Consider the following 24,558-nt stretch of genomic DNA (forward strand, 5'->3'; position numbering starts at 1 on the left):
CTGAGGCTAATGTGGGGTCGTCAGGTGCCTCTCCTGCCACGCCTTGAGCGTCGCCACCGCCGCATCAAACTCCCCGGTCAGCCCTGCCGGATCAGCGTCACCCGCCTCCAGGGCGGCGCACTGCGCGGCAAAGTCATCCAGCCCGAGCGCCAGGGCACTGCCCTTGAGCTTGTGGGCCATCCCCTTGCGCTCTCCCCCCTCGCACCGCACCAGCGCGGCCACCAGCGCCGCCCCCTGGGATTCAAACAGTCCGATGAGCTGACGGATGCGCTGGCTGCCGAGCAAGGCCAGATCGGCGTCCAGCACGGGATTGGCGGCCTGGGGGGCGGGCGGGCTGACGGCGCCCTCCCTCGCGCCCGGCGGGGCCTGCGTTGTCTCTCCCTGGAACTGGCGGTCGATGGCGCTGGCCAGCGCCGCCAGGCGCACCGGTTTGCCCACAAAGTCCGCGAAGCCCGCCTCCAGACAGAGACGGATATCCTCGGGATACATCTGGGCCGAGATGGCGATGGCGGGCAGGGGGCGCTCGTGCACCTCCTCGCTGATGGCGGCCAGATCCTCGCGCAGGGTCAGACCGTCCATGTCCGGCAGACTGATGTCGAGCAGCGCCAGATCGAAACCCCGCTCCGTCACCCGCGCCAACGCAGATCGCCCGTCTTCCGCCAGGGTGACACTGTGGCCTAGGCGCACCAGCATGCCCTCGGCCACCAGCCGGTTGATCTCGTTGTCCTCCACCAGCAGGATGTCGCGCGGCTGGCCGAGGTGCAGCGGCTGGGCCGCGGCCGGCAACTGGGCGGCCGAGCGTTGCAGGGGCAGGCTGAAGCTGAAGCGGCAACCCTCCCCGGGGCGGCTGTCGAGGTGCAGCTCACCCCCCATGGCGGCCACCAGCTTGCGACTGATGGCAAGCCCGAGTCCGGTGCCCCCCTGATGCCCCATGTCCCGCTTGCGCTGGCGGAACGCCTCGAATACCGCCTCCTGCTCATGCACAGGAATACCGGGGCCGGTATCGCTCACCGCAAACAGGATACAGGGCTCGGCGCAGGGGCCACCGCATGGGAGGGGGCTCACCTCGAGGCAGATCCGCCCCCTGGCGGTGAACTTGACCGCGTTGCCCAGGAGGTTCGCGAGCACCTGACGCAGCTTGCCCAGATCCCCTTCCACCACGGGGGGCAAAGTGGGGGCGTATTCCAGTACCAGGGCCACTCCTCTGGCCTCTGCCTTGGGCCTGAACAGGGCGCTCAGCTCATCCACCAGCTGATGCAGCGGGAAAGGTTCCCGGCGCGCCTCCAGGTGGCCCGCCTCGATTTTGGAGTAGTCGAGGATGTCATTGAGGATCTCCAGCAAGGATTCGCCACTGTGCTCGATGGCGGCGAGATAGCGCCGCTGGGTTTCGCTCAGGTGGGTATCTTCCAGCAGGGTCAGCCCCCCCAGAATGCCGTTCATGGGGGTGCGAATTTCATGGCTCATGGTGGCGAGGAAGACCGACTTGGCCCGGTTGGCCTGCTCCGCCTCGGCGCGGGCCAGGCGCTGATTCTCCACCTCCTCGTTGAGACGCTGGTTGGCGTGGCTGAGCTGCACAGTCCGCTCCACCACCCGTGACTCCAGATCCCGCTGATAGCGGCCCAGCTCGACGGCATTGTCACGAAACACCTGCAGGGCCCGCCCCAGCTCCGCCAGCTCGTCACGGCCCGTCCCTGCGATCGGGTCCAGAGGGGCCAGATCCCCGCGCGCCAGCCGGCTCATCCCCGCCACCGCCCGTTGCAGCGGCCAGACGATGCGGCCGTAGACCATGCGCCACATCAACAGCATCAGCAGCACCAAGGTAAGCAGACCTATCCCCATCAGAGCCTGCTCCAGCAGCCTGAGACGCTGGCTTAACGCCTGCTGGCTCTCTCCCAGGGAGTCGCGGGCACGGCTTACCAGCTCACCGACCTGCTGGTTGAGGCTGCTCATCAAGGCCTCATTGGCGCTGGCCAGCACCCGCAGCGCCTCTCCCTTGCCGAGCCAGTCGCTGCGCAGCTGCACCAGCTCGTCGCTCTGCGCCAGCAGGGTCAGCGCCTGCTCCACCCCCTGGCGGCGGGCCGGATCCGTCACAGCCCCGGCCCGCAGCTGCAAGATCGCCAGCTCTCGTTGCCCCTCCTGCAACAGCGTCTGCAAGCGCTCCTGCCGTTCGCTGCGCCACATCTCCTCGATGCGCTGCTGCTGCATCAGGGTGCGATGACGCAACTCGGTCATCTGCTCCAGCCAGTCGAGATCCTGCTCCAGCAAGCGGTCCAGCGTCCGGGCTGCCTGCCCCCCTTGCTGTTGGTAGAGGGAGCCCAGCCCCGCCACCATCACGGTTTCGGCATTCTCCATCTGGCTGCGCGCCAGCTCGGCGATCTGCCCGGCCGCCGCCACCAGGCGGGCCCGCTGTGCCTCGCCCTGGGCCATCAGAGTCAGGCGCTCCCCCACCAGCCAGCCCTGCTGGCCCAGATTGCCGATGATGCTCTGGCTGAGCTGATCGAGGGTTGTTGAACCCTGTCCACGGCCAAGTTGTGCCAGCACCTGCTGCAGCTGTTGTCCCTGCAGGGTGAGCAAGCGCCCCTGATGCTCCCGCTCCTGCTCACTGGTCGCAGTGGCCAGCAACCTTGAAGCGCTCTGGATCTCGCCGCTGAGGCGAGAGAGCGTGCGGGCCAGCTCCTGATCGGCCAGGGTCTGCTGCACTCCCTGCTCCAGCTGGCGCAGATGGCTAAGCCCTACCCAGCCCAACAGGGAGGCACTCAGGGTCAGCAACGCCATCAGGGAGAAGGCCAGCAGCAACTTGCCACCCAGGCCGGAAAAGATTCTCACGCTCAGCACCTTGGTTGTGGTCGGCTTTGACCGGATAATGCGGGCCCACACTTTAACAAAACCCCGGGTCATGCGAAGCGTCTATCTCTCCCTCTTGCTCATGCTGCTCCCTGGCCCCCTGCTCGCCTTCGAGGTGGACCACTGGCCCGCAGGCGAGTTCGGCGGCCAGCCCGTGCGCCTTCACTGGCCAGAACCCGCCCCTCTCCAATCCCCCCTGACCCTGTGCGCCCTCTATCCCCATCTGCGGGACGCCTACTGGCTCTCGGTCAATCAGGGCATGGTGGAAGAGGCGACACGGCTGGGGGTCAGCTTGCGGATCCACGAGGCGGGGGGCTACGGCGCCCTGGCAGAGCAGCGGCAGCAGTTGCAGCAGTGCCTGAGGGAGGGGAGCGACGCCATACTGCTCGGCGCGGTGAGTTATGAGGGGCTGAGGGAGGCTGTCGTTGCCAGCCCGCTGCCGGTATTCGGCCTGGTCAACGATCTGCCCGGCGGTCTGGTGCGGGCCAAGGTGGGGGTCTCCTGGTACCAGATGGGCTGGCAGATGGGCCACTGGCTGGCGCGGCGCCACCCCGCCGGCAGCAAACCCGTCTCGGTCGCCCTCTTCCCCGGCCCGCAGGCGAGCGGCGGCAACAACTTCGTGGAGCCGGGCTTTGCCGACGCCATCCAGGGGAGCGCCATCAAACTGGTCACCACTGCCCGCGGTGACAACAGCCGCGAAATCCAGCGCACCCTGGTGCAGCAGACCCTGGCCCGCCACCCGGACCTCGACTATCTGGTGGGGGGGGCCATCGCCGCCGAAGTGGCGGTGAACGAGCTGGCCCAGCGCCATCTCGACAGGCCCAGAGTGCTCAGCACCTACTTCAGTCACGGGGTGCAGCGCGGCCTGCGCCGGGGCAAGATGCTGGCGGCCAACAGCGATCAGATGCGGCTGCAGGGGCGCCTTGCGGTGGCTCAGGCGGTCTGCCTGCTACAGCATCCCGAGGCGGGCGAGCAGCAGTGCCCGCGGGTGATGGGCCCCCCCATTCTGACCCTGGATGGGCCCCTGGCCGACACCGCCAACTCTCTATCCGATGGGGCTTTTCGCCCCGTCTATCGGGTCGGTGCCGCCCCCGCCGATCATTAGCCCGGTCACCTGATTCAGGGGGCCAGCTCGCCGGCAAACAGATAGCCTTCACCATGGACGGTGACAAAGAGCTGGGGATCCCGGGGATCCGGCTCCATCTTGCCCCGCAGCCGCCGGATCAGCACGTCGATGGTGCGATCGCTCGGGCCATCGCCGCGATGGCTGATGAGGCTGAGGATCCGCTCCCGGCTGAGTACCCGCCCGGCATGGGCGACAAAGGCCACCAGCACTTCATATTCGGCCTTGGTCAGACGCACCGGCACCCCGTCCTTGCTGAGCTGGCGGCGGGGAATGTCAAAACGCCAGGGGCCAAAGCGCACCGCATCGTCAGCCGCTGCCAGCTCGTTCGGCGCGGCGGCAGCCAGCGAGATCCGCCACAGCAGATTCTTGACCCGCACCAGCAGCTCCCGAAGCTCGAACGGCTTGGTGACATAGTCATCGGCCCCCATCTCGAGGCCGACAATTCGGTCCACCGCATCGCTGCGGCCGGTGACCAGAATGATCCCCACAGTGCTGCGCGCCCTCAGCTCACGGGTCAGCAGCAGGCCATCTTCCCCCGGCAGGTTGATATCCAGCATCACCAGATCGACCGTCTGCTCCGCCAGCACGGCGCGCATCTCCTGGCCGTTTTCCACCGCCGTCACCCGATAGCCCTCCCGCTCGAAATAGCCGGTCAGCTTCTCGCGGGTCACCGCATCATCTTCAACAACCAGAATGTGGTAGCTCATGGGCAGGGTTCACGATGGTCGACAAGGGAGGATTATTCTATTCACATTTTGTCATAAATACCCCTATTTCATTAATTTCTGGCGACAGCCCTGTTCACAACGCCTCCCTATCATGGCCCCCATCAAAAAAGTGATGTGAGAGAGCATGATGAAAAAACTGTGGCACTTCCTGCGCACCCCCAGCCGTCGCTGGTCGGTACTGGCGCTGCTTCTGGTGGGCGTCGGCGTCACCCTCGCTGGCACCGTCGGCCTGCACTATGGCTTCGAGAAGACCAGCAGCCTCGAATTCTGCATCTCCTGCCACTCCATGAAAGACACCGTCTATCCGGAGTACAAGGAGTCCATCCACTTCAAGAATGCCTCAGGGGTACAGGCGGTTTGTACCGACTGTCACCAGCCGAAGGATTTCGTCGGCAAGGTGGCCCGCAAGATGGAGGCGGCCAACGACCTCTATCAGGAGTACATAGGCCACAGCATCGACACCCAGGAGAAGTTCGAGGACAGACGCCTGCATCTGGCCGAGAAGGTGTGGGCCCGGATGAGCAGCCAGAACTCCAAGACCTGCAAGTCCTGCCACAGCTACGACAACATGGATCACGCCAAACAGTCCCCGGCGGCTGCGCTGGCGATGAAAGATGCAGCGGCGAAGAACATGAACTGCATCGAGTGCCACAAGGGCATAGCCCACGAGCTGCCCAACATGGCGGGGGGCTTCCGGGCCACCTACGCCACCCTGGCCAGCGAAGCCCAGCAGGCGCCTGCCGGCGACACCCTCTACAACCTGGGTGAAAAAGATCTCTATGCCAGCGAACAGAGCACCGACCCGGTCGGCAAACTGCTGCCCGCCTCCCGCATCGAAGTGGTGGCCCGCAGCGGCGATCGCCTCAAGGTGACCATCGAAGGGTGGCGCGAGAGTGACGGCAAGGGCCGGGTGCTGAGCGAATACATGGGCAAGCGAGTCTTTGTCGCCACCATCCGTGACGAGCTGAAAGCAAGCGAGAAAGTGCTCAAGCAGGAGACCGACAGCGCCACCCATATCCAGTGGGAGCAGGTGCAGGTGCAGGCCTGGGTCGATGGCAAGGGCTTTGAATCCTCGCTCAAGCCGATCTGGGATTATGCCGGCGAGATGTACAAGTCCACCTGCAACTCCTGCCACGGCGCGCCGGATCCCGCTCACTTCACTGCCAACGGCTGGATCTCGGGGCTCAAGGCGATGTCTGCCTACTACCGCCTCAGCAAGGAAGAGGAGCGCACCCTGCTCAAGTACCTGCAAAACCATGCCGCCGATACCGGTGGTCAGGGCAGCCACTAATTCCGGATTCGAGTTCCGGATCCGAGAGAGGAATAACAAGATGATCAACATTTCCCGTCGTGGTTTTCTGGGTGGCTTGCTGGCCAGCGGTGCCTCTGCCCTCATCGGCCCCTCCCTGCTCGGTCGCGCCGTGATGGCTGCCGAGTCTGGCGACAAGCTGGTGCAGTCCGGCTCCCACTGGGGCGCCTTCCGTGCCCGGGTCGTCGATGGCCGCTGGGTCGAGACCCTGCCGTTCGAGCATGACAAACACCCCACCGACATGCTCAAGGCCTTGAGTGAGGTGGTCTACAACCCCTCCCGCATCCGCTGTCCCATGGTGCGGCTGGACTGGCTGCGCAAGGGCCACCAGTCCGACACCAGCGAACGCGGCCAGAACCGCTTCGTGCGGGTCACCTGGTCCCAGGCGCTGGACTTCTTCTATCACGAGCTGGAGCGGGTGCAGAAAACCCATGGCCCGAGCGCCCTCTATGCCGGTCACTCCGGCTGGCAGTCGGTGGGCAAGCTGCACTCCGCCGGCGCCATGCTGGGACGCGCCATGAACCTGCACGGCACCTATCTGGCCAAGGCCGGTGACTACTCCACCGGCGCCGCCCAGGTGATCCTGCCCCACGTGGCGGGCGCCATGGAGGTATATGAGCAGCAGACCTCCTGGCCGCTGGTGCTGGAGCACAGCAAGACCATCGTCATCTGGGGGTCTGACCCCATCAAGAACCTGCAGGTGGGCTGGCTGGTGCCGGATCACAGCGTCTACGACTACTGGGCACAGCTCAAAGAGAAGGTGGCCAAGGGGGAGATCCGGGTGATCAGCGTCGACCCGGTCAAATCCAAGACACAGAAATACCTCAATTGCGATCAGGTGACCCTGAATCCGCAGACCGACGTGCCGCTGATGCTGGGCATAGCCCACAGCCTCTACAGCGAGAAGCGCCACGACGAGGCGTTCCTGAAGAACTACACCACAGGTTTTGACAAGTTCCTGCCCTACCTGCTGGGCACCAAGGATGGTCAGGTGAAGGATGCCGAGTGGGCGGCCGCCATCTGTGGCGTACCTGCCGAGACCATCCGCGAGCTGGCTCGCGCCATGAGCAGCGGCCGTACCCAGCTCATCGGCGGCTGGTGTGTACAGCGCATGCACCACGGCGAGCAGTACGCCTGGATGCTGGTGGTACTGGCCTCGATGATTGGCCAGATCGGCCTGCCGGGGGGCGGTTACGGCTTTGGCTGGCACTACAACGGGGCGGGCACCATCACCTCCAGCGGCCCCATCATGTCCGGTTTCAGCTCGGTCATTCCAGGGGTCAAGCCGCTCCATGACGGCGACTGGAAGGGCTACTCCAAATACATTCCGGTGGCCCGTTTCGTCGACTGTATCCTCAATCCGGGCAAGACCATCGCCTTCAACGGCCAGACCATCACCTACCCCCACATGAAGATGGCGGTGTTCTGCGGCAACAACCCCTTCCACCACCAGCAGGATCGCAACAAGATGGTCGCTGCCTGGCGCAAGCTGGAAACCGTGGTCAGCATCGATCACCAGTGGACCGCCAGCTGCCGCTTCGCCGATATCGTGCTGCCCGCCACAACCACCTACGAGCGGGATGACATCGAGCAGTGGGGTTCTCACTCCAATGCGGGCATTCTGGCCATGTACAAGGTCGTGGAGCCGCTGTTCGAAGCGCGCGATGACTACGACATCTTCGCCGATCTCTGCCGTCGCTTCGGTCGCGAGGCCGAGTTCACCGGCGGCAAGAGCAAGCTGGAGTGGATCCAGAGCATCTATGACGACGCCCGTCTGCAGGGTCGCGGCATCGGCATCCGTCTGCCCCGTTTCAGCCAGTTCTGGCACGGCGAAGGCTTCGTCAGCTTCCCGGCTGGCCAGCCCTGGGTGCGCCACGCCTCGTTCCGTCAGGAGCCGGATCTGGAACCGCTCGGTACCCCCTCTGGCCTTATCGAGATCTACTCCAAGACCATCGCCGACTACGGCTATGGGGATTGCCCGGGCCACCCGGTCTGGATCGAACCCTACGAGCGCTCCCACGGCGGGCCGGGCAGCGCGCGTTTCCCGCTGCACCTGCAATCCTGCCACCCGGACAAGCGGCTGCACAGCCAGCTCTGCTCCTCCGACAACTACCGCGCCACTTACACTGTGCAGGGTCGCGAGCCTGTCTATATGAACCCGCAGGATGCCGAATCCCGGGGCCTCAAGGACGGGGATCTGGTGCGGGTGTTCAACGGTCGCGGTCAGGTACTGGCTGGTCTGGTGGTAAGCGATGACTACGCTCCCGGCGTGGTCAGGATCCAGGAGGGGGCCTGGTATGGCCCGCAAGAGGGCGGCAAGGTGGGCACCCTCTGTACCTATGGGGATCCCAACGTACTGACCGCCGACATCGGCTCCTCCAGCCTGGCACAGGCCACCACGGCCCATACCGCGCTGGTGGAAATCGAGAAGTTCCGCGGGCAGGCACCTGCCGTCACCGCCTTCGGCGCGCCGGAATCGGTCAAGGGCATCGACCCCATGTTCCCGGCACTCTGACCCCGGGGGGACGAAAGCGCCCCCTTGAGTTTCCTTTATTTTTAAAGTCGTTAGAATCGGGAGCCATCAAGGCTCCCGATTGCCATCCACGGAGGAAAAATGCAGGAATTCATGGCTACCAGCGAACGCCGGGCCCAACTCTACTGGTGGTTTTCCACCCTGTTTGCCACCGAACTCAGTGATGAGCAGATCGCCGAATATGACACCTATGACGTGCGAAGCTTCCTGAAAAGCCTCTCCACTCTGGATCCCATGCGCGAGGCCGTGGCCGAGCTCAACGAGGCCATAGCCCGCCTGCTGGTGCGCCCGGATCGCCAACTGGAACTCGCTGCCGACTTCGCCGGCCTGTTTCTGGTGGATCCCAAACAGGGTGCCCTGCCCTACGAGTCCCTCTACCGGGGCGATGCCAAGTTGCTGATGCAGGCCCCCATGGCCGAGATGCAGGCTCGCCTCGATCGCCTCGGCATCAATGTCAGCGATAAATACAAAGAGCCTGCGGACCATCTGGCCATAGAGCTGGATCTGATGGGCAACCTCATCATCCGTGCGGCGGAAGCGACCACCGCCGCCCAGCGGGAGAGCTGGCTCGGGGAGCAGGAAGCGCTGCTGCACGAGCATCTGCTCGCCTGGTTCCCGCGCTTCGAGGCCGCTTGCCGCGCCGCAGACCGGTTTGGTTTCTACGGTGCCAGCGCCCGCCTGCTGGGGGTCTTCCTCACCATGGATGCCAACTACCTAAGCCTGGTCAAGCCGGCGCAGTCTGCCGACTAAGCCTCGCATGAAAACAGCCCTGCTTCTTATTGCATGCTGGCTGCTGGCCCTGATCCCGCTGGATCAGGGCCTGACCCCCCTCGCCGTCCTGCTGTTTCACCCGGACAGGGAACTGTACGGCGCCGCCCAGCTCACCGGCTTTGGCGGTATCCTGCTCACCCTCTACCTTGCCAATCTCGGTGTCGAGGTGGTGCTGCGCCGCCGATTCCAGATAGCGGGCATGCTGACCCTGCTGGTGGCCTGGGTAGACTTCATCAACAGCAGCGGCAGCGAGTCGCACTTCCTGCTGCTCTACCTGCTGGCCCTGCCGTTCCACCTGCTCGGCTGGCTGGTACTGGTGCGCGGCATTCAGGCATTCGGCCGCCAGAAAGGCTGAGATCCCGTTGATTTAACATCACTCCCAGACTTTTTCTCCCTCTTGAAACTTCCTGCCATACTGTCACAGTCATCTAAATGACAAAGAAATCAATTCAGGAGCCGCCATGGAAAAAGTGCTACCCGAATCGGTTCAGACACTGCATTTGTCAGGCCCGTTATCCCTTCATGAATGGCAACAACTGCTCGAGCTGGCACCCTTTGGGATAGGGGTCTTCGATCGTGACTTCAGGTGCCGTGGCGTCAACGGTATCTTCACCGAGCTGAGCGGTCTGACCCAGGGGGATCACCTCGGCAAGACCCTGTTCGACATCACGCCGGCCCAGGCCCCCATGCTGCTCCCCCGGCTTAAGCAATTGCTCAATGGCGCCCCCCGGGCCGAGCTGGATCTGGGCTGCATCCATGTCTCCCGCCCCGGCGGGCCGAGGCGCTGGCAGATGAGCTGCAGCCCCCTGATGGATGCCGCCGGGATCTTCAATGGCATCTTCCTCATCGCCCGCGATCTCACCCAGGATCCCCGCGCCTATCTGGGAACGACCCGCTTCACCGGGGAGATCCAGGAGACCAGCAGCCAGCACGCACAGCGGCTCTACCAGGCGGAGGCCAGGCTTCACCACCTCTCCTATCACGACCCCCTCACCGATCTTGGCAACCGCAACCTGCTGCAGGAGCGGCTCGAACTGGAGATAGAGACGGCCCGCCTGAACAAGCAGGCCCTCGCCCTGCTGTTCATCGATCTCGACGGCTTCAAGCTGATCAACGACAACCTGGGGCACAGCGCTGGGGATCTGCTGCTCAAGCTGCTGGCACAGCGCATCCGCCACAGCCTGCGCCCGGGGGATCTCGCCATCCGGCTAGGCGCAGACGAGTTTCTGGTGCTGCTTCCCGACATCCGGCAGCCCCAGGATCTGGTGGCGCTGATCGAGCGGCTGCAACACCGGCTCCACGATCCGGCCGACATAGGGCAGGAGCGGGTGAGGCTCTCGGCCAGCATAGGCGTCGCCCTCTACCCGGATCATGGCCAGAGCCCGGACAGCCTCATCAGTGCGGCGGACAATGCCATGCATGAGGCCAAGCGCCGGGGCCGCAACGGCTATCTGTTCTACTCCCCCGACATGATGACCCAGATGAGGGAGCGGATGGCCCTGGAGCAGGGGCTGATCAAGGCCATGGAGCAGCAGCAGTTCCGCCTGCTGTACCAGCCCATGACGGATCTCGCCAATGACAGCCTCAGCGGCCTCGAGGCCCTGGTGCGCTGGCAGCACCCCAGCGAGGGCATGATCTCTCCCGCCCGCTTCATTCCGGTGGCCGAGGAGTGCGGTCTGATAGAGCAGCTGGGGGAATGGGTGATGCGCACCGCCTGCCAGCAGGGACAGAGGTGGCTGGCGGAAGGGTTCGCCGTGCCCAGGTTGTCCGTCAATGTGTCGGTCAGGGAGATGCGCTCCCCCGACTACGTGGACAGGGTCACCGCCATCCTGGCGCAGACCGGCTTCCCGGCAGAGCGGCTGGAGATAGAGGTCACCGAGAGCATCATCCAGAGCGTGGATCAGAGCCTGAGTCTCTTTACCCGCCTCAAGGCGCTGGGAGTACAGATCGCCATCGACGACTTTGGCACCGGCTTCTCCTCCCTGAGCCTGCTCAAAAGCCTGCCCATAGATCGCATCAAGATAGACAGGGCCTTCGTCCAGGCGCTGCCCGACGACAAGCACAGCCGGGAGCTGTGCCGCACCATAGTCAGCCTGGCCGACAGCCTCGGCATGGCGGTCACGGCGGAAGGCATAGAGACCCAGCCCCAGCGCCAGTTCCTGCAGTCTCTGCGCTGCGAGGAGGGCCAGGGCTACCTGTTCAGCCACCCCCTGTCAGAACCCCACATGACCTCCATGCTCGCCCCCCAGCGCTGACAACGGTCGCCTCAAGGGATCCAATGAAGAAGGGAGCACCAGGCTCCCTTCTCTTTATTCCCTTCAGCTTGCTCCCGTCAGGGCCCGCTCACAGGCGCCCCTCCTCCTCTCGTCGCTATCCAAAAGTCTAATTGCCCTCCCGTACCAAAGGTATAAGTTGTTACTCAATCATTACAAAAATGTATTCACAGGAGTGAGAGATGAGCGAGAGCAAGGTCTATCCGGTCAAGGCCCACATAGGTAGCGACGCCCTGCTGGACAAGGAAGGTTATGAAGCCATGTACCGGGCGTCGGTGCAGAACCCGGACGCCTTCTGGGGGGAGCAGGGCAAGATCCTCGACTGGATGACCCCCTACACCCGTGTCAAGAACACCTCCTACGATCCGGGTCATGTCTCCATCAAATGGTACGAGGATGGCCTGCTCAACGTGTCGGCCAACTGCCTGGATCGCCATCTCGCCGAGCGGGGTGACAAGGTCGCCATCATCTGGGAAGGGGACAACCCGGCCGAGGATCGCAAGCTGACCTATCGCGATCTCCACACCGAGGTGTGCAAGTTTGCCAACGTGCTCAAAGCCCAAGGGGTCAAGCGCGGCGACATGGTCTGCCTCTACATGCCCATGGTGCCGGAGGCGGCCATCGCCATGCTGGCCTGTACCCGCATCGGCGCCGTGCACAGCATCGTCTTCGGCGGCTTCTCGCCAGAGGCCCTCTCGGGTCGCATCATAGACTCGGGCTCCTCCATCGTCATCACAGCCGACGAGGGCCTGCGCGGCGGCCGCCCCATCCCCCTCAAGAAGAACGTGGACGAGGCGCTCACCCACCCGGATACCAGGGTCAACAAGGTCATCGTCCTCAAACGCACCGGCGGCAAGGTCGCCTGGCATGACCACAGAGACATCTGGTGGCACGACGCCGTCGCCGCTGCCAGCCCGGATTGCCCGCCCGAAGCCATGGGTGCCGAGGATCCCCTGTTCGTGCTCTACACCTCGGGCTCCACCGGCAAGCCCAAGGGAGTGCTGCACACCACGGGCGGCTACCTGGTCTATGCAGCCCTCACCTTCAAGTACGTGTTCGACTATCACGAAGAGGACATCTACTGGTGTACCGCCGACGTGGGCTGGGTCACGGGTCACTCCTATCTGGTCTACGGGCCGCTCGCCAACGGCGCCACCACCCTCATGTTCGAAGGGGTGCCCAACTACCCGGCCACCAACCGCATGAGCCAGGTGGTGGACAAGCACCAGGTCAGCATCCTCTATACCGCCCCCACCGCCATTCGCGCCCTGATGGCCAAGGGCAAGGAGGCCATCGAAGGCACCTCCCGCGCCAGCCTGCGCATCATGGGATCTGTGGGGGAACCCATCAACCCGGAAGCCTGGGAGTGGTACTACCGCACCATAGGCGACGAGCGCTGCCCCATAGTCGACACCTGGTGGCAGACCGAGACCGGCGGCATCCTGATCAGCCCCCTGCCCGGCGTCACCGCCCTCAAACCCGGCTCCGCCACCCGTCCCTTCTTCGGGGTGCAGCCGGCCCTGGTGGACAATCTGGGCGAGCCGCTGGAGGGCGCCACCGAGGGCAACCTGGTGATCACCGACTCCTGGCCGGGTCAGATGCGCACCGTGTTCGGCGATCACGAGCGCTTCGAGCAGACCTACTTCTCCACCTTCCCCGGTCGCTACTTCACCGGCGACGGTGCCCGTCGCGACGAGGATGGCTACTACTGGATCACGGGGCGGGTGGATGATGTACTGAACGTCTCCGGCCACCGCATGGGCACCGCCGAGATAGAGTCGGCCCTGGTGGCCCATCCCAAGATAGCCGAGGCGGCCGTGGTGGGTGTGCCCCACGAGATCAAGGGTCAGGGCATCTATGCCTATGTCACCCTGATCGCCGGGGAAGAACCCAGTCGCGAGCTGCATAAAGAGGTGAAGGAGTGGGTGCGCAAGGAGATTGGCGCCATCGCCACTCCGGATGTGATCCACTGGGCCGAGGGCCTGCCGAAGACCCGTTCCGGCAAGATCATGCGCCGGATCCTGCGCAAGATCGCCACCGGCGAGACCGACAGCCTGGGGGATATCTCCACCCTGGCGGATCCGGGTGTCGTGGACAAACTTATCCGCGAGAAGTCAGAGGCGGCCTGATCATGCGCTCCATAATGCTGCGCAAGATCGCCACCGGCGAGACCGACAGCCTGGGGGATATCTCCACCCTGGCGGATCCGGGCGTCGTGGACAAGCTTATCCGCGAGAAGTCAGAGGCGGCATGATCATGCGTTCCATAATGCAGCGCAAGATCGCCACCGGCGAGACCGACAGCCTGGGGGATATCTCCACCCTGGCGGATCCGGGTGTCGTGGACAAACTTATCCGCGAGAAGTCGGAAGCGGCCTGAGTCCTCTCTCCCTATCACGACAAAGCCGGCCTTGTGCCGGCTTTGTCGTGTCTGGAAAGCCCAAAGAGGCGGGCGCAGCGGCAGAGCGGCTTCGAGCGCAGGAATGCTCAATAAATGGGCAGATGTAGAGATTAGACCAGTAAAATGCTGCTAATTTTCACGAAATCAATATAATTGCGAAATCTGTGTGCCAGGGCACACCGAATTGTGCAGAAAGTGGCTAGATTTTTGGTGGTCCACAGATAGCTGATAGATAGCAGCATAATCATCGAGGATGTACTCAATATGTCGCAACATCACCGAATCCTCCTGCTCAACGGCCCCAACCTGAATCTGCTGGGCAAGCGGGAGCCGGGAATCTACGGCAGCAAGACGCTCGATGAGATCGTCGCCGATCTGAGCCAGTACGCCAACGAACTCGGTGTCACCCTGGAACACCTGCAATCCAATGCCGAACATGAGTTGGTCGGCCGCATCCATCAGGCCATGGGCCAGGTGGGTTTTATCATCATCAACCCGGCCGCCTTCACCCACACCAGCGTCGCCCTGCGCGATGCCCTGCTGGGCGTGGCCATCCCCTTTATCGAGGTTCACCTGTCAAACGTTCATGCCAGGGAACCCTTCCGTCATCACTCCTATCTGTCTGATGTCGCCAAGGGGGTCATTTGTGGGCTGGGTGCCGATGGCTACCAATTCGCTTTAACCGCGGCCGTGCATCAGTTGCGCGCGGCTTGATAATCACTGATCAGATAAAGAAGAAAGAGAATGCTAATGGATATCCGCAAAATCAAGAAGCTGATTGAACTGGTTGAAGAGTCCGGCATCGCCGAGCTGGAAATCTCCGAAGGGGAAGAGTCCGTTCGCATCAGCCGTAATTTCTCCGGCCAGGTTAGCGTTGCCCCGCAGATGATGATGCAGCCAGCACAGGTTCAACAAGCCGCCGCTCCGGTCGCCGCTGCCGCCCAGGCCGCAGCCCCTGCTGCCGACGCCGCCCCGAGTGGCCATCTGATGCGCTCCCCCATGGTGGGCTCCTTCTACCGCTCCTCCAGCCCGGAAGCCAAGCCTTTCGTGGAAGTCGGCCAGCACGTCAATGTCGGCGACACCCTGTGCATCGTCGAAGCCATGAAAATGATGAACCAAATCGAGTCTGACAAGGCCGGTGTGATCAAAGCGATCCTGGTTGAAAATGGTCAGGCCGTCGAATTTGACGAGCCGCTGTTCATCATCGAATAAGGGAAGACGCCACCCATGTTGGACAAAGTAGTCATCGCCAACCGCGGTGAAATTGCCCTGCGGATCCTGCGCGCCTGCAAAGAGCTCGGGATCAAGACAGTGGCCGTTCACTCCACTGCCGATCGGGAGCTCAAGCATGTGCTCCTGGCCGACGAAACCATCTGTATCGGCAAACCCGCCAGCGGTGAGTCCTACCTCAACGTGCCGGCCATCATCGCCGCCGCCGAGGTGACCGGAGCCGTCGCCATCCACCCGGGCTACGGCTTCCTCTCCGAGAACGCCGACTTTGCCGAAGTGGTCGAGAAATCCGGCTTCATCTTCATAGGCCCGCGCGCCGAGACCATTCGCCTGATGGGTGACAAGGTTTCCGCCATCGAGGCGATGAAGAAGGCGGGCGTACCCTGCGTACCCGGCTCCGACGGCCCGGTGGACAACGATGCCAAGCGCAACGCCACCATCGCCAAGCGGATCGGCTACCCCGTGATCATCAAGGCCGCCGGTGGCGGTGGTGGTCGTGGCATGCGCGTGGTGCGCAACGAGTCAGAGCTGGCCGCCGCCATCGCCCTGACCAAATCCGAAGCGGGCCAGTTCTTCAAGAACGACATGGTCTACATGGAGAAATACCTGGAGAACCCGCGCCACATCGAGATCCAGGTGCTGGCAGACGGCCAGGGTACCGCCCTCTACCTGGGTGAGCGGGACTGCTCCATGCAGCGCCGTCACCAGAAGGTGGTGGAAGAGGCGCCGGCACCCGGCATCACCGAAGAGATGCGCAAGTTCATCGGTGAGCGCTGCGTGCGCGCCTGTCTCGAAATCGGCTACCGCGGTGCCGGTACTTTCGAGTTCCTGTACGAGAACGGCGAGTTCTACTTCATCGAGATGAACACCCGGATCCAGGTCGAACACCCGGTCACCGAGATGGTCACCGGCGTGGATCTCATCAAGGAGCAGCTGCGCATCGCCGCCGGCCAGCCCCTGTCGATCACCCAGCAGGACATCCGCCTCCGTGGCCATGCCATCGAATGCCGGATCAACGCCGAGGATCCGGCCACCTTCATGCCGTCTCCAGGTCTCATCCAGCGCTTCCACGCGCCGGGTGGTCTGGGGGTGCGCTGGGAATCCCACATCTATGCGGGTTACAAGGTGCCGCCCTACTACGACTCCATGATCGGCAAGCTGATCTGTTACGGCGAGAACCGTGACATCGCCATCGCCCGCATGCGTCACTCTCTCGACGAGCTGGTGGTGGAAGGGATCAAGACCAACATCGCCCTGCAAAAAGAGATCATGAAGGACGAGAACTTCCAGCACGGTGGTACCAACATCCACTACCTGCACAAGAAGTTGGGTCTGTAAGAGGTGCCAGGACCCGATAACTTGCCGCACGGTGGCATTAACAGCCACCATCTGCACAAGAAGTTGGGTCTGTAAGGACTCTTCAACAGAGATTGTCCGGTCCCTCCGGATCGGCAACGAAAAAAGGGCCATGGCGACATGGCCCTTTTTTGTTATCCTTGCGCCCCTCAAAATTGTCGGAGGCCAAGGTGGATCGTTTCGCGCTCGCCCGTCGGGAAGCAGCCCTCTGTCTGCTGCTGACCCTGCTCTATTTCGTTGCCTGGTATGGCACCGCTTACTTCATCCCGGAAGAGCTGGAACTCTGGGATATGCCGCTCTGGTTCCTGCTCAGCTGCATGCTGATGCCACTGCTGTTCATCGGCCTGTGCGCGCTCATGGTGGACCGCCTCTTCATCGACATTCCTCTGGACACCGAGGAGCCTCCCCATGAATCTTGAGCCGAGCTCGCGCTGCGAACCCATGACGCCCCGGTTGAGCGAAATCAACCTGTCTATCGACACAACGCTCGACACAGAGGGAGCTCTTCATGAATCTTGAGCTGATGCTGCCGCTCTTCATCTATCTGGTGCTGGTGCTGGGGGTCGGCTTCTGGGCCGGTCGCCACCGCGCCGGTGGTGACTTCGTGCAGGAGTACTTCATCGGCAACCGCAGCATGGGTGGCCTGGTGCTGGCCATGACCCTGGTGGCCACTTACACCTCGGCCTCCTCCTTTATCGGCGGGCCGGGCGCCGCCTACAAGATAGGCCTGGGCTGGGTGCTGCTGGCGATGATCCAGCTGCCCACCGTCTGGCTCACCCTGGGGGTGCTTGGCAAGAAGTTCGCCATCATAGCCCGCCGGGTCAATGCGGTGACCATCAACGACATGCTGTGGGCCCGCTACCGCAGCAAGTGGGTGGTGGTGCTGGGCTCGGTGACCATCATCCTCGCCTTTATCGCCACCATGGTGGTGCAGTTCATCGGCGGCGCCCGCCTGCTGGAAACCGCCACCGGCCTCAGCTACCAGCAGGGGCTCTTCCTGTTTGCCAGCTGCGTGCTGCTCTACACGGTGATCGGCGGCTTTCGCGCCGTGGTGATGACGGATGCCCTTCAGGGCATCATCATGCTGATAGGGACCGGCGCTTTACTGGCGGGGATCCTGATTGCCGGTGACGGCCTGCCGAACCTCATCCACCAGCTCAAGGTGATAGATCCCAAGCTGGTGAGCCCGACCGGCGCCGGTGACATGCTGACCCAACCCTTCATGCTGAGCTTCTGGATCCTGGTCTGTGTCGGCGTGGTGGGGCTGCCCCACTCTGCCCTGCGCTGCTTCGGCTACCGCGACAGCAAGGCGCTGCACAGAGGCATCCTCATCGGTACAGTGGTCAGCGCCCTGCTGATGCTGGGCATGCACCTCGCCGGCGCCCTGGGCCGCGCCATCCTGCCCGGCATGGACAGCCCGGACAAGATCATGCCCTCCCTGATGATGGAAGTGCTGCCCCCCTGGCTGGCGGGGGTCTTCCTGGCCGCCCCCATGGCGGCCATCATGTCCACCATCGACTCCCAGCTGATCCAGGCCTCGGCGACCCTGGTCAAGGATCTCTACCTCAACTACCTCAATCCTCGCCAAGAAAAGCTGGAGGTGCGCATTCCACGGCTCTCCCTGCTCTGCACCCTGATCCTCGGCACCCTGGTGCTGCTGGCAGCATTGCAACCGCCAGAGATGATCATCTGGCTCAACCTGCTCGCCTTCGGCGGTCTGCAGGCGGTCTTCCTCTGGCCCCTGGTGCTCGGCCTCTACTGGTCGCGGGCCAATGGTCCCGGGGCGCTGGCCAGCATGGTGTCAGGCATTGTCTGCTACGGGGCCTTGAGTCAGTGGGGGATCAAACTGGCCGGCCTGCACGCCATAGTGCCCAGCCTGGGGCTCGGGCTGGTGGCCTTCATCCTTGTCAGCCTGCTGACTCCGGCCCCGGATCAGTCGGTTCGCCGATTGTTTGATCAGAAATAAGAAAGGGGCCAATAAAGGGACTCGCACCTATTCCCAAATGGGTGCGAGTGGGTAAAATGTGCGCCACGTCACAAAATGCCGCACCCTTATGCCAGTCCAGAACGCCAGAAAGATCCTGACCCAGTCCCTGCAACGGCTCGGTTATGCCCTGTTGCTGCCCGTCTCCATTCTGCCGCTGGCGGCCCTGCTCTATCGGCTCGGCCAGCCGGACGTGCTGGATCTGGCGGTGCTCTCCCTGGCCGGACGCGCCCTCTTCAGTCAGATGCCGCTTATCTACGCGGTGGCTATCGCCTTCGGGCTGAGCCGGCAGGGGCAAGGGGCGCAGGCCCTGGCCGGCGCTGTCAACTTCCTACTGCTGAGCTCGGCACTCGCCGCCCTGCAACCCGGTCTGCATGCGGACATGATCTGTGGCCTGCTGGCGGGCCTGACCACCGCCATGGTCTGCTCCTGGACCCGCAGCCTCTCTCTCCCCGGCTGGCTGCGGCCGCTGCAGGAGGAGCTGCCCGGCCTGCTGCTCTCGGCCCTGGCCAGCCTGCTGCTGGTCGTGCCCCTGGCCCTGCTCTGGCCCCTGCTGGAGGATGGCATCACCCTACTCGCCTCAGACCTGCTCACCACGCCGTTTGGCGCCTTCTGCTACGGCGTGCTGAACCGGCTGCTGATCCCCCTCGGTCTGCACCAGGTGCTGGGCAGCCTGATGGGGCTGGGGGAGAGCAACCTGCAGGCGCTCTCTGCCGCCCAGCCGCTGCACGAGGGCTATGTGGCGGGTCTCTATCCCGTCATCATGTTCGGTCTGCCCGGCGCCTGTTTTGCCATCTGGCTCCATCGCCAGCGGATGCGGCGCCTGCCGCAGGGGGGCTTGCTGCTCACCCTGGCACTCACCTCGGCCCTGGTGGGGATCACCGAACCCATCGAATTCCTGTTCGCCTTCACCGCCCCCTGGTTGTTCCTGGCCCATGCCCTGCTGACCGGGCTGTCGCTGGCCATCTGCAGCGGGCTCGGCATCCAGGTGGGCAGTTACTTCTCCGCCGGTCTGCTGGATCTGGTGCTCAGCTACGGCTCAGGTGAGCACAGTTTCTGGCTCATTCCCCTCGGCATACTGTTCTTCGTCATCTATGCCCTGGTCTTCTCCCGGCTGCTTGAATACGCCCCCCTCAGCCTGCCGAGCAAACCCATCGCCGAGGATCTGCCCCAGCTCGCGGCCGTGGCCCCCACGGATCCGCAGATGCTGGCCATCCAGTACCTCAAGATGCTGGGGGGCATGGACAACCTGCAGGCCATGAGCGTCTGCCTGACCAGGCTCAGCCTGCGGGTGCGGGAGATGACGCTGGTGGATCAGTCCCGTCTGGCCAGGCTGGGCTGCCTCTCCTGGATAGTCCTGAACGACCATCAGCTGGTGCTGGTGCTGGGCCCCAACGCCGGCCTCATCGAGGGGCAGATCCGCATGCTGGCAGAGCGCCAGTCGGTCCCCCTCGGTCTCGAGCCCGGTCAGGCCCCCCTCGGCCAGCACCGCTGATCAGGCGAAGGGCAGCCGCTCGGCGACGAAGTCCATCAGGCTGCGCAGGGCGGGCGCCAGGTGCTCGCGGCTCGGATAGATGAGGTAGAAGGGATTGGGCGGTATGGGGTGAGCTGGCAGCACCTTCAGCAGGCGCCCCGCCGCCAGATCGTCCCGGCAGACGTGATCCGGCAACAGGGCTATTCCCCCCTCGTGGAGCGCCAGCTCCCTCAGCGCCAGCAGGCTGTTGCTGAGGCAAGCCCCTTGGGGTCGCCAGCCCCCCTCCTGCAGTGGCCACAGCGGCAGCGCCCCATGCACCAGGCAGGCATGATCTCCCAGCTCCGTCAGTTGTTGCGGCGTGCCATGGCTCGCCAGATAACCCGGGGCCGCCACCAGATGGCGCGCCACCTGGCCGATGCGCCGGCAGATGAGGCTGGAATCCTTCAATGGTGCCGCCCGCAGCGCCAGATCGTAACCCTCCCCCACCAGATCCAGCTGCTCGTCACTCAGGGTCAGTTCCAGTACCACCTCGGGGTAGAGGGCGCGAAACTGGGCCAGGATCCGGCCAAGCAGCAGGGTGCCTGTGGCCTCGGGGGCCGTGATCCGCACCCGGCCCGCCGGGGCCGAGCGCAGCCTGGCCATGGCCAGATTGGCGCTTCTCGCCAGGGCCAGCAGGGACTGGCAATGCTCCACATAGACCTCTCCCTGGGGGGTCAGGCTCAGTCTACGGGTGGTGCGCTGCAACAGCCGCACCCCGAGCCGGGACTCGAGGCGCGAGATCTTCTGGCTCACCGAGGACTTGGGCATGCCGAGCACCTCGGCCGCCCCGGTAAAACTGCCCTGCTCCACCACTGTGGCGAACAGCCCCATCAACTCCAGTTCGACATTGTTCATATATACAAACAGTCTGTCCCAATTACCCATCTTAATCTGAATAATCAACCAGACTAGACTCTCTGGCAATCCCACTCATACCGATTTGAAAGGAACTGCCATGAAAGCCATCGCCCTCACCCATTATCTGCCAAGCGATCACCCCCACTGCTTCATCGAGACCGAGCTGCCGGATCCGACCCCAGGCCCGCGGGACCTGCTGGTAAGGGTCAAGGCCAGCTCCATCAACCCGGTCGACACCAAGGTGCGCGCCCCCAAGGCCAAGGTTGAAGCCACGCCCCGCGTGCTGGGCTGGGATGCCGTGGGGGAAGTGGTGGCCGTGGGCAGCGAGGTGACCCTGTTCAAGGCGGGGGACAGGGTCTGGTATGCCGGCGACATCAGCCGCCCCGGCAGCAACAGTGCCCTGCAACTGGTGGATGAGCGCATCGCCGCCCTCGCCCCCAAGACCCTGAGCGATCTGGAAGCCGCCGCCTTGCCGCTGACCGCCATCACCGCCTGGGAAACCCTGTTCGAGCGTATAGGTCTCAACCGCGAAAGCGAGGGGCGGCTGCTTGTCATAGGCGGCGCCGGCGGCGTCGGCTCCATCGCCATCCAGCTGGCCCGCCAGCTCACCAGGATGGAGGTGATCGCCACCGCCTCCCGGCCTGAAAGCCGTGACTGGTGCCTGGCCATGGGCGCCCACCAGGTAGTGAGTCATCACAAGCTGCAGGAAGAGCTGGCCGGCCTTGGCATCAGCCAGCTCGATGCCATCTTCTGCACCAATGCTACCGAACAGCACTGGGCCGCCATGGCGAGCCTCATCCGCCCCTTCGGTCACATCTGCACCATCACCGAATCCAGCGAGCCCTGGGATCTGGGCCTGCTCAAGGCCAAGAGCGTCACCTTCAGCCAGGAGTTCATGTTTACCCGCTCCCTGTTCCAGACCCCGGACATGATAGAGCAGCACAAGCTGCTCGGCCGGGTCGCCGCCCTGCTGGACCAAGGGGTGCTCAAGAGCACGCTCACTCGTACCCTGCCCGAACTGACCCCGTCCAGCCTGGCACAGGCCCATCGCGAGCTGGAGGCAGGCCGCATGGTGGGCAAGCTGGTGATCGACATGAGCGGCTTCGCCAGCTGAGGCCCTTGCAGCCAGGGGATCCCCACAGCCGTGTGTTCTATTCCCTTATAGGTAAAAAATGCACCATCATGGGGTGAGATCACCAGCGACAAGCCCCAAGAGTGCACAGCTCCACCGCCGATCTGTGCCCCTAACGGGGCCTTCCCCCCGAAAAACCATAAAAAAGAGGCCATCCCGCCGGGATGGCCCTCAAAACCTGAACGTTGGGGTAACAATCACACACATATCCTTATGCAGGACATGTGTAACTTTGCAGATTGCGTGCCAATGTCTGCATTTACCCGCAAAATGACCGCTTTTCAGCGCACCGGCATAAAAAAAGCCACCCTAAGGTGGCTGAAAAAGATGACGGAACTTCATAGAGCAAAGCATTCAGCGGGAACAAGTTGCTTCCCGTCACCCAGTAAGGAATACATTAACCGTGCCAACTTGGCAGAGTTGCCTTCCTTCCCCATCCCATCATGGGCAAACCACGACAGCACAGGCCCATGATGATAGAATCCCGCGGTTTCACATTTATGAAAGAGTCGACCCCATGCCCTGGATACAAATTCGAATCAACGCCACTGCCAAGACGGCAGACAAGGTGAGCAACATGCTGCTGGGGCGTGGAGCCCAGGCGGTGACCTTTATGGATGCCCAGGATGTGCCCGTTTACGAGCCACTGCCTGGTGAAACGCCACTCTGGGGCGAGACCGAGGTGATGGGGCTGTTCGATGCCGAAACCGACCCGGCGCCCACCATCGCCTTCTTCCAGCAGATCTTCGGGGAAGACGTCGGCTACAAGGTCGAGCAGCTGGAAGACAAGGACTGGGTACGCGAGTGGATGGATCACTTCCACCCCATGCAGTTCGGCGAGCGGCTCTGGATCTGCCCGAGCTGGCGCGACGTACCCAACCCCGATGCGGTCAACGTCATGCTGGATCCGGGCCTGGCCTTCGGTACCGGCACCCACCCCACCACGGCGCTCTGCCTGCAGTGGCTGGACGGGCTGGATCTGGCCGGCAAGACGGTGGTCGACTTCGGTTGCGGCTCCGGCATCCTCGGCATCGCCGCCCTGAAGCTGGGCGCCGCCCGTGTCATCGGCATCGACATAGATCCGCAGGCCATCCAGGCCAGCCATGACAACGCCGAACGTAACGGCGTCGCCGGCCAGATCGAGCTCTATCTGCCGGCTGATCAGCCGCAAGGGGTGGAAGCGGACGTGGTGGTGGCCAACATCCTGGCCGGCCCGCTGCGCGAGCTGGCACCGCTTATCGCCGGCCACGGCAAGCCCGGCAGCCTGATGGCGCTCTCCGGCGTACTGGAAAGCCAGGCCCCGGAGCTGGAGACCATCTACGGTCAGTGGTTCGAGATGGACCCGACCGCGGTGAAGGAAGAGTGGTGCCGCCTCTCAGGCCGCAAGCACGGCTGATAGCAAGAGGCCATCACTGTGGCAACACTGCGGTCGCAAGCACGGCTGATAGCAATGTCATCCTGCAGAACGACAAGGGCACCCCAGGGTGCCCTTGTCGTTTCCCGGTGCCAGCAGTGCACCCTTCTGCCCACTCTGGGGAGAGCTTCACGCTTCTCTGTCCCTCGATGGCTTATCCTCTCTCCCTCCACCCCATTGAGACCCAGCCATGACCGAATACGAAAAGATGATCGCCAGCCAGCCCTACAACTGCATGGCCCCCGAGCTGGATCTCCTGCGCCGGGAGACGGCGCGCCGCTATCGCCGCTTCAATCGCGCGGACGAGGAGCAGCAGCTGGCGCAGCTCAAAGAGCTCCTCGGCGAGCTGGCAGAAAACGCCTTTATCTGCCCGCCCCTCTACTGCACCTACGGCCGCCACATCCACCTTGGCGAGCGCAGCTACATCAACATGGGGGCCACCCTGCTGGACAACGCGCCTATCCGCATCGGCGCCGACGTCATGATAGGGCCGAACGTGCAGATCTATACCGCCGCCCACGCCCTGGACGCCGATGAGCGCATCCAGGGGGTGGAGACGGCGCTGCCGGTCACCATAGAAGACAGGGTCTGGATCGGCGGTGGCGCCATACTGTTGCCTGGGATCACCATAGGGCGGGAGGCCATCGTCGGCGCGGGCGCCGTGGTGACCAGAGACGTCCCGGCCGGAGCCCGAGTGGCGGGCAATCCGGCCCGCATCCTGCCCGCCAGGGACAAGATGCCAGTGACCGAGAGCTAGGGGCAAAAACTCCCATCAACATAAAGCCCGATATCATCAAGGCCCGTGAGACGGTAAAAAAAGGCCGCCCACAGACGCAGAGGGGCCGGGGCTGACGCAGAAAACCGCCCATAAAAATAAAGCCCAATGTCATGACGACGTTGGGCTGTAAAAAGGTGCTACGGAATTGCGACTCTCATCGCAGAAAATTAGAAGGGGTCACCTTCTAAACTGGCAATGGGATAATAACGGGGCGCAAACGTTTTACGTAGGGTAATCAACCAGGATTGAGAACAGCCTCTCACTATTCAAAAAATTCCCAGGCAAGCCCGAACTCCCTCTTGGCAAGTT

The 24,558-nt window shown here is 63.4% G+C and carries 21 protein-coding genes; 18 read left to right on the forward strand and 3 right to left on the reverse strand.

Annotation, left to right across the window (positions count from 1 at the left end; genetic code table 11):
• Nucleotides 1–6: 6 nt before the first annotated feature.
• On the reverse strand, nucleotides 7–2,826 hold the full coding sequence (torS, locus tag WIR04_RS15720; RefSeq protein ID WP_338888143.1) for a TMAO reductase system sensor histidine kinase/response regulator TorS: 2,820 nt from the start codon (nucleotides 2,824–2,826) through the stop codon (nucleotides 7–9).
• A gap of 70 nt (nucleotides 2,827–2,896) precedes the next feature.
• Between torS and torT the strand changes: the two genes are divergently transcribed.
• Nucleotides 2,897–3,949, forward strand: coding sequence for a TMAO reductase system periplasmic protein TorT (torT, locus tag WIR04_RS15725; RefSeq protein WP_338888145.1), 1,053 nt, complete (start codon nucleotides 2,897–2,899; stop codon nucleotides 3,947–3,949).
• Between the two features lie 14 nt (nucleotides 3,950–3,963).
• Here torT and torR read toward each other — a convergent pair whose 3' ends face one another.
• Nucleotides 3,964–4,677 carry a two-component system response regulator TorR gene (torR, locus tag WIR04_RS15730; RefSeq protein WP_338888147.1) on the reverse strand — a complete coding sequence of 238 codons (714 nt, stop codon included), beginning with the start codon at nucleotides 4,675–4,677 and terminating at the stop codon, nucleotides 3,964–3,966.
• Between the two features lie 145 nt (nucleotides 4,678–4,822).
• On the opposite strand from torR, the gene torC reads away from it, so the two are divergent.
• The 14 genes from torC (at nucleotide 4,823) to WIR04_RS15800 (ending at nucleotide 20,049) form a co-directional block, all read left to right on the forward strand.
• Nucleotides 4,823–5,989, forward strand: coding sequence for a pentaheme c-type cytochrome TorC (gene torC / locus WIR04_RS15735; RefSeq protein WP_338888149.1), 1,167 nt, complete (start codon nucleotides 4,823–4,825; stop codon nucleotides 5,987–5,989).
• A 40-nt stretch (nucleotides 5,990–6,029) separates the two neighbouring features.
• Nucleotides 6,030–8,522, forward strand: coding sequence for a trimethylamine-N-oxide reductase TorA (gene torA / locus WIR04_RS15740; protein WP_338888151.1), 2,493 nt, complete (start codon nucleotides 6,030–6,032; stop codon nucleotides 8,520–8,522).
• A gap of 99 nt (nucleotides 8,523–8,621) precedes the next feature.
• Nucleotides 8,622–9,290: a molecular chaperone TorD gene (gene torD, locus WIR04_RS15745; RefSeq protein WP_338888153.1), complete on the forward strand. Its 669-nt coding sequence runs from the start codon at nucleotides 8,622–8,624 to the stop codon at nucleotides 9,288–9,290.
• Nucleotides 9,291–9,297: 7 nt separating this feature from the next.
• Nucleotides 9,298–9,666, forward strand: a complete 369-nt coding sequence (locus WIR04_RS15750; RefSeq protein WP_025326018.1) for a hypothetical protein — start codon at nucleotides 9,298–9,300, stop codon at nucleotides 9,664–9,666.
• Nucleotides 9,667–9,772: 106 nt separating this feature from the next.
• Nucleotides 9,773–11,566, forward strand: coding sequence for a sensor domain-containing protein (locus tag WIR04_RS15755; RefSeq protein WP_338888155.1), 1,794 nt, complete (start codon nucleotides 9,773–9,775; stop codon nucleotides 11,564–11,566).
• 200 nt (nucleotides 11,567–11,766) lie between these two features.
• On the forward strand, nucleotides 11,767–13,713 hold the full coding sequence (gene acs, locus WIR04_RS15760) for an acetate--CoA ligase (RefSeq protein ID WP_338888157.1): 1,947 nt from the start codon (nucleotides 11,767–11,769) through the stop codon (nucleotides 13,711–13,713).
• A gap of 2 nt (nucleotides 13,714–13,715) precedes the next feature.
• On the forward strand, nucleotides 13,716–13,838 hold the full coding sequence (locus WIR04_RS15765) for a hypothetical protein (protein WP_307765142.1): 123 nt from the start codon (nucleotides 13,716–13,718) through the stop codon (nucleotides 13,836–13,838).
• A gap of 2 nt (nucleotides 13,839–13,840) precedes the next feature.
• Nucleotides 13,841–13,963: a hypothetical protein gene (locus WIR04_RS15770; protein ID WP_262108529.1), complete on the forward strand. Its 123-nt coding sequence runs from the start codon at nucleotides 13,841–13,843 to the stop codon at nucleotides 13,961–13,963.
• A 285-nt stretch (nucleotides 13,964–14,248) separates the two neighbouring features.
• Nucleotides 14,249–14,698, forward strand: a complete 450-nt coding sequence (aroQ, locus tag WIR04_RS15775; protein WP_338888163.1) for a type II 3-dehydroquinate dehydratase — start codon at nucleotides 14,249–14,251, stop codon at nucleotides 14,696–14,698.
• Between the two features lie 36 nt (nucleotides 14,699–14,734).
• Nucleotides 14,735–15,196 (forward strand): acetyl-CoA carboxylase biotin carboxyl carrier protein, encoded by a 462-nt coding sequence (gene accB / locus WIR04_RS15780; protein ID WP_025326015.1) that lies wholly within the window; start codon nucleotides 14,735–14,737, stop codon nucleotides 15,194–15,196.
• A 15-nt stretch (nucleotides 15,197–15,211) separates the two neighbouring features.
• On the forward strand, nucleotides 15,212–16,552 hold the full coding sequence (gene accC / locus WIR04_RS15785; RefSeq protein ID WP_025326014.1) for an acetyl-CoA carboxylase biotin carboxylase subunit: 1,341 nt from the start codon (nucleotides 15,212–15,214) through the stop codon (nucleotides 16,550–16,552).
• A 188-nt stretch (nucleotides 16,553–16,740) separates the two neighbouring features.
• Nucleotides 16,741–16,989, forward strand: a complete 249-nt coding sequence (locus tag WIR04_RS15790) for a YhdT family protein (RefSeq protein ID WP_307765143.1) — start codon at nucleotides 16,741–16,743, stop codon at nucleotides 16,987–16,989.
• Nucleotides 16,990–17,078: 89 nt separating this feature from the next.
• Nucleotides 17,079–18,536, forward strand: coding sequence for a sodium/pantothenate symporter (gene panF / locus WIR04_RS15795; RefSeq protein WP_307765144.1), 1,458 nt, complete (start codon nucleotides 17,079–17,081; stop codon nucleotides 18,534–18,536).
• An 88-nt stretch (nucleotides 18,537–18,624) separates the two neighbouring features.
• Nucleotides 18,625–20,049 carry a PTS transporter subunit EIIC gene (locus tag WIR04_RS15800; RefSeq protein ID WP_338888167.1) on the forward strand — a complete coding sequence of 475 codons (1,425 nt, stop codon included), beginning with the start codon at nucleotides 18,625–18,627 and terminating at the stop codon, nucleotides 20,047–20,049.
• Here the strand turns inward: WIR04_RS15800 and WIR04_RS15805 are convergent, their stop codons facing one another.
• Nucleotides 20,050–20,922 carry a LysR family transcriptional regulator gene (locus WIR04_RS15805; RefSeq protein ID WP_338888169.1) on the reverse strand — a complete coding sequence of 291 codons (873 nt, stop codon included), beginning with the start codon at nucleotides 20,920–20,922 and terminating at the stop codon, nucleotides 20,050–20,052.
• A gap of 100 nt (nucleotides 20,923–21,022) precedes the next feature.
• Between WIR04_RS15805 and WIR04_RS15810 the strand changes: the two genes are divergently transcribed.
• From WIR04_RS15810 to WIR04_RS15820, 3 genes are all read left to right on the forward strand, one after another.
• Nucleotides 21,023–22,039: a zinc-binding alcohol dehydrogenase family protein gene (locus WIR04_RS15810; protein WP_338888171.1), complete on the forward strand. Its 1,017-nt coding sequence runs from the start codon at nucleotides 21,023–21,025 to the stop codon at nucleotides 22,037–22,039.
• 535 nt (nucleotides 22,040–22,574) lie between these two features.
• Nucleotides 22,575–23,453, forward strand: coding sequence for a 50S ribosomal protein L11 methyltransferase (gene prmA, locus WIR04_RS15815; protein ID WP_338888173.1), 879 nt, complete (start codon nucleotides 22,575–22,577; stop codon nucleotides 23,451–23,453).
• A gap of 208 nt (nucleotides 23,454–23,661) precedes the next feature.
• The gene (locus tag WIR04_RS15820; protein WP_338888175.1) at nucleotides 23,662–24,228 is read left to right on the forward strand and encodes a sugar O-acetyltransferase; all 567 of its coding nucleotides are present in this window, start codon (nucleotides 23,662–23,664) and stop codon (nucleotides 24,226–24,228) included.
• Nucleotides 24,229–24,558: the final 330 nt, after the last annotated feature.

This window comes from Aeromonas rivipollensis, assembly GCF_037811135.1.
GTDB lineage: Bacteria > Pseudomonadota > Gammaproteobacteria > Enterobacterales > Aeromonadaceae > Aeromonas > Aeromonas rivipollensis.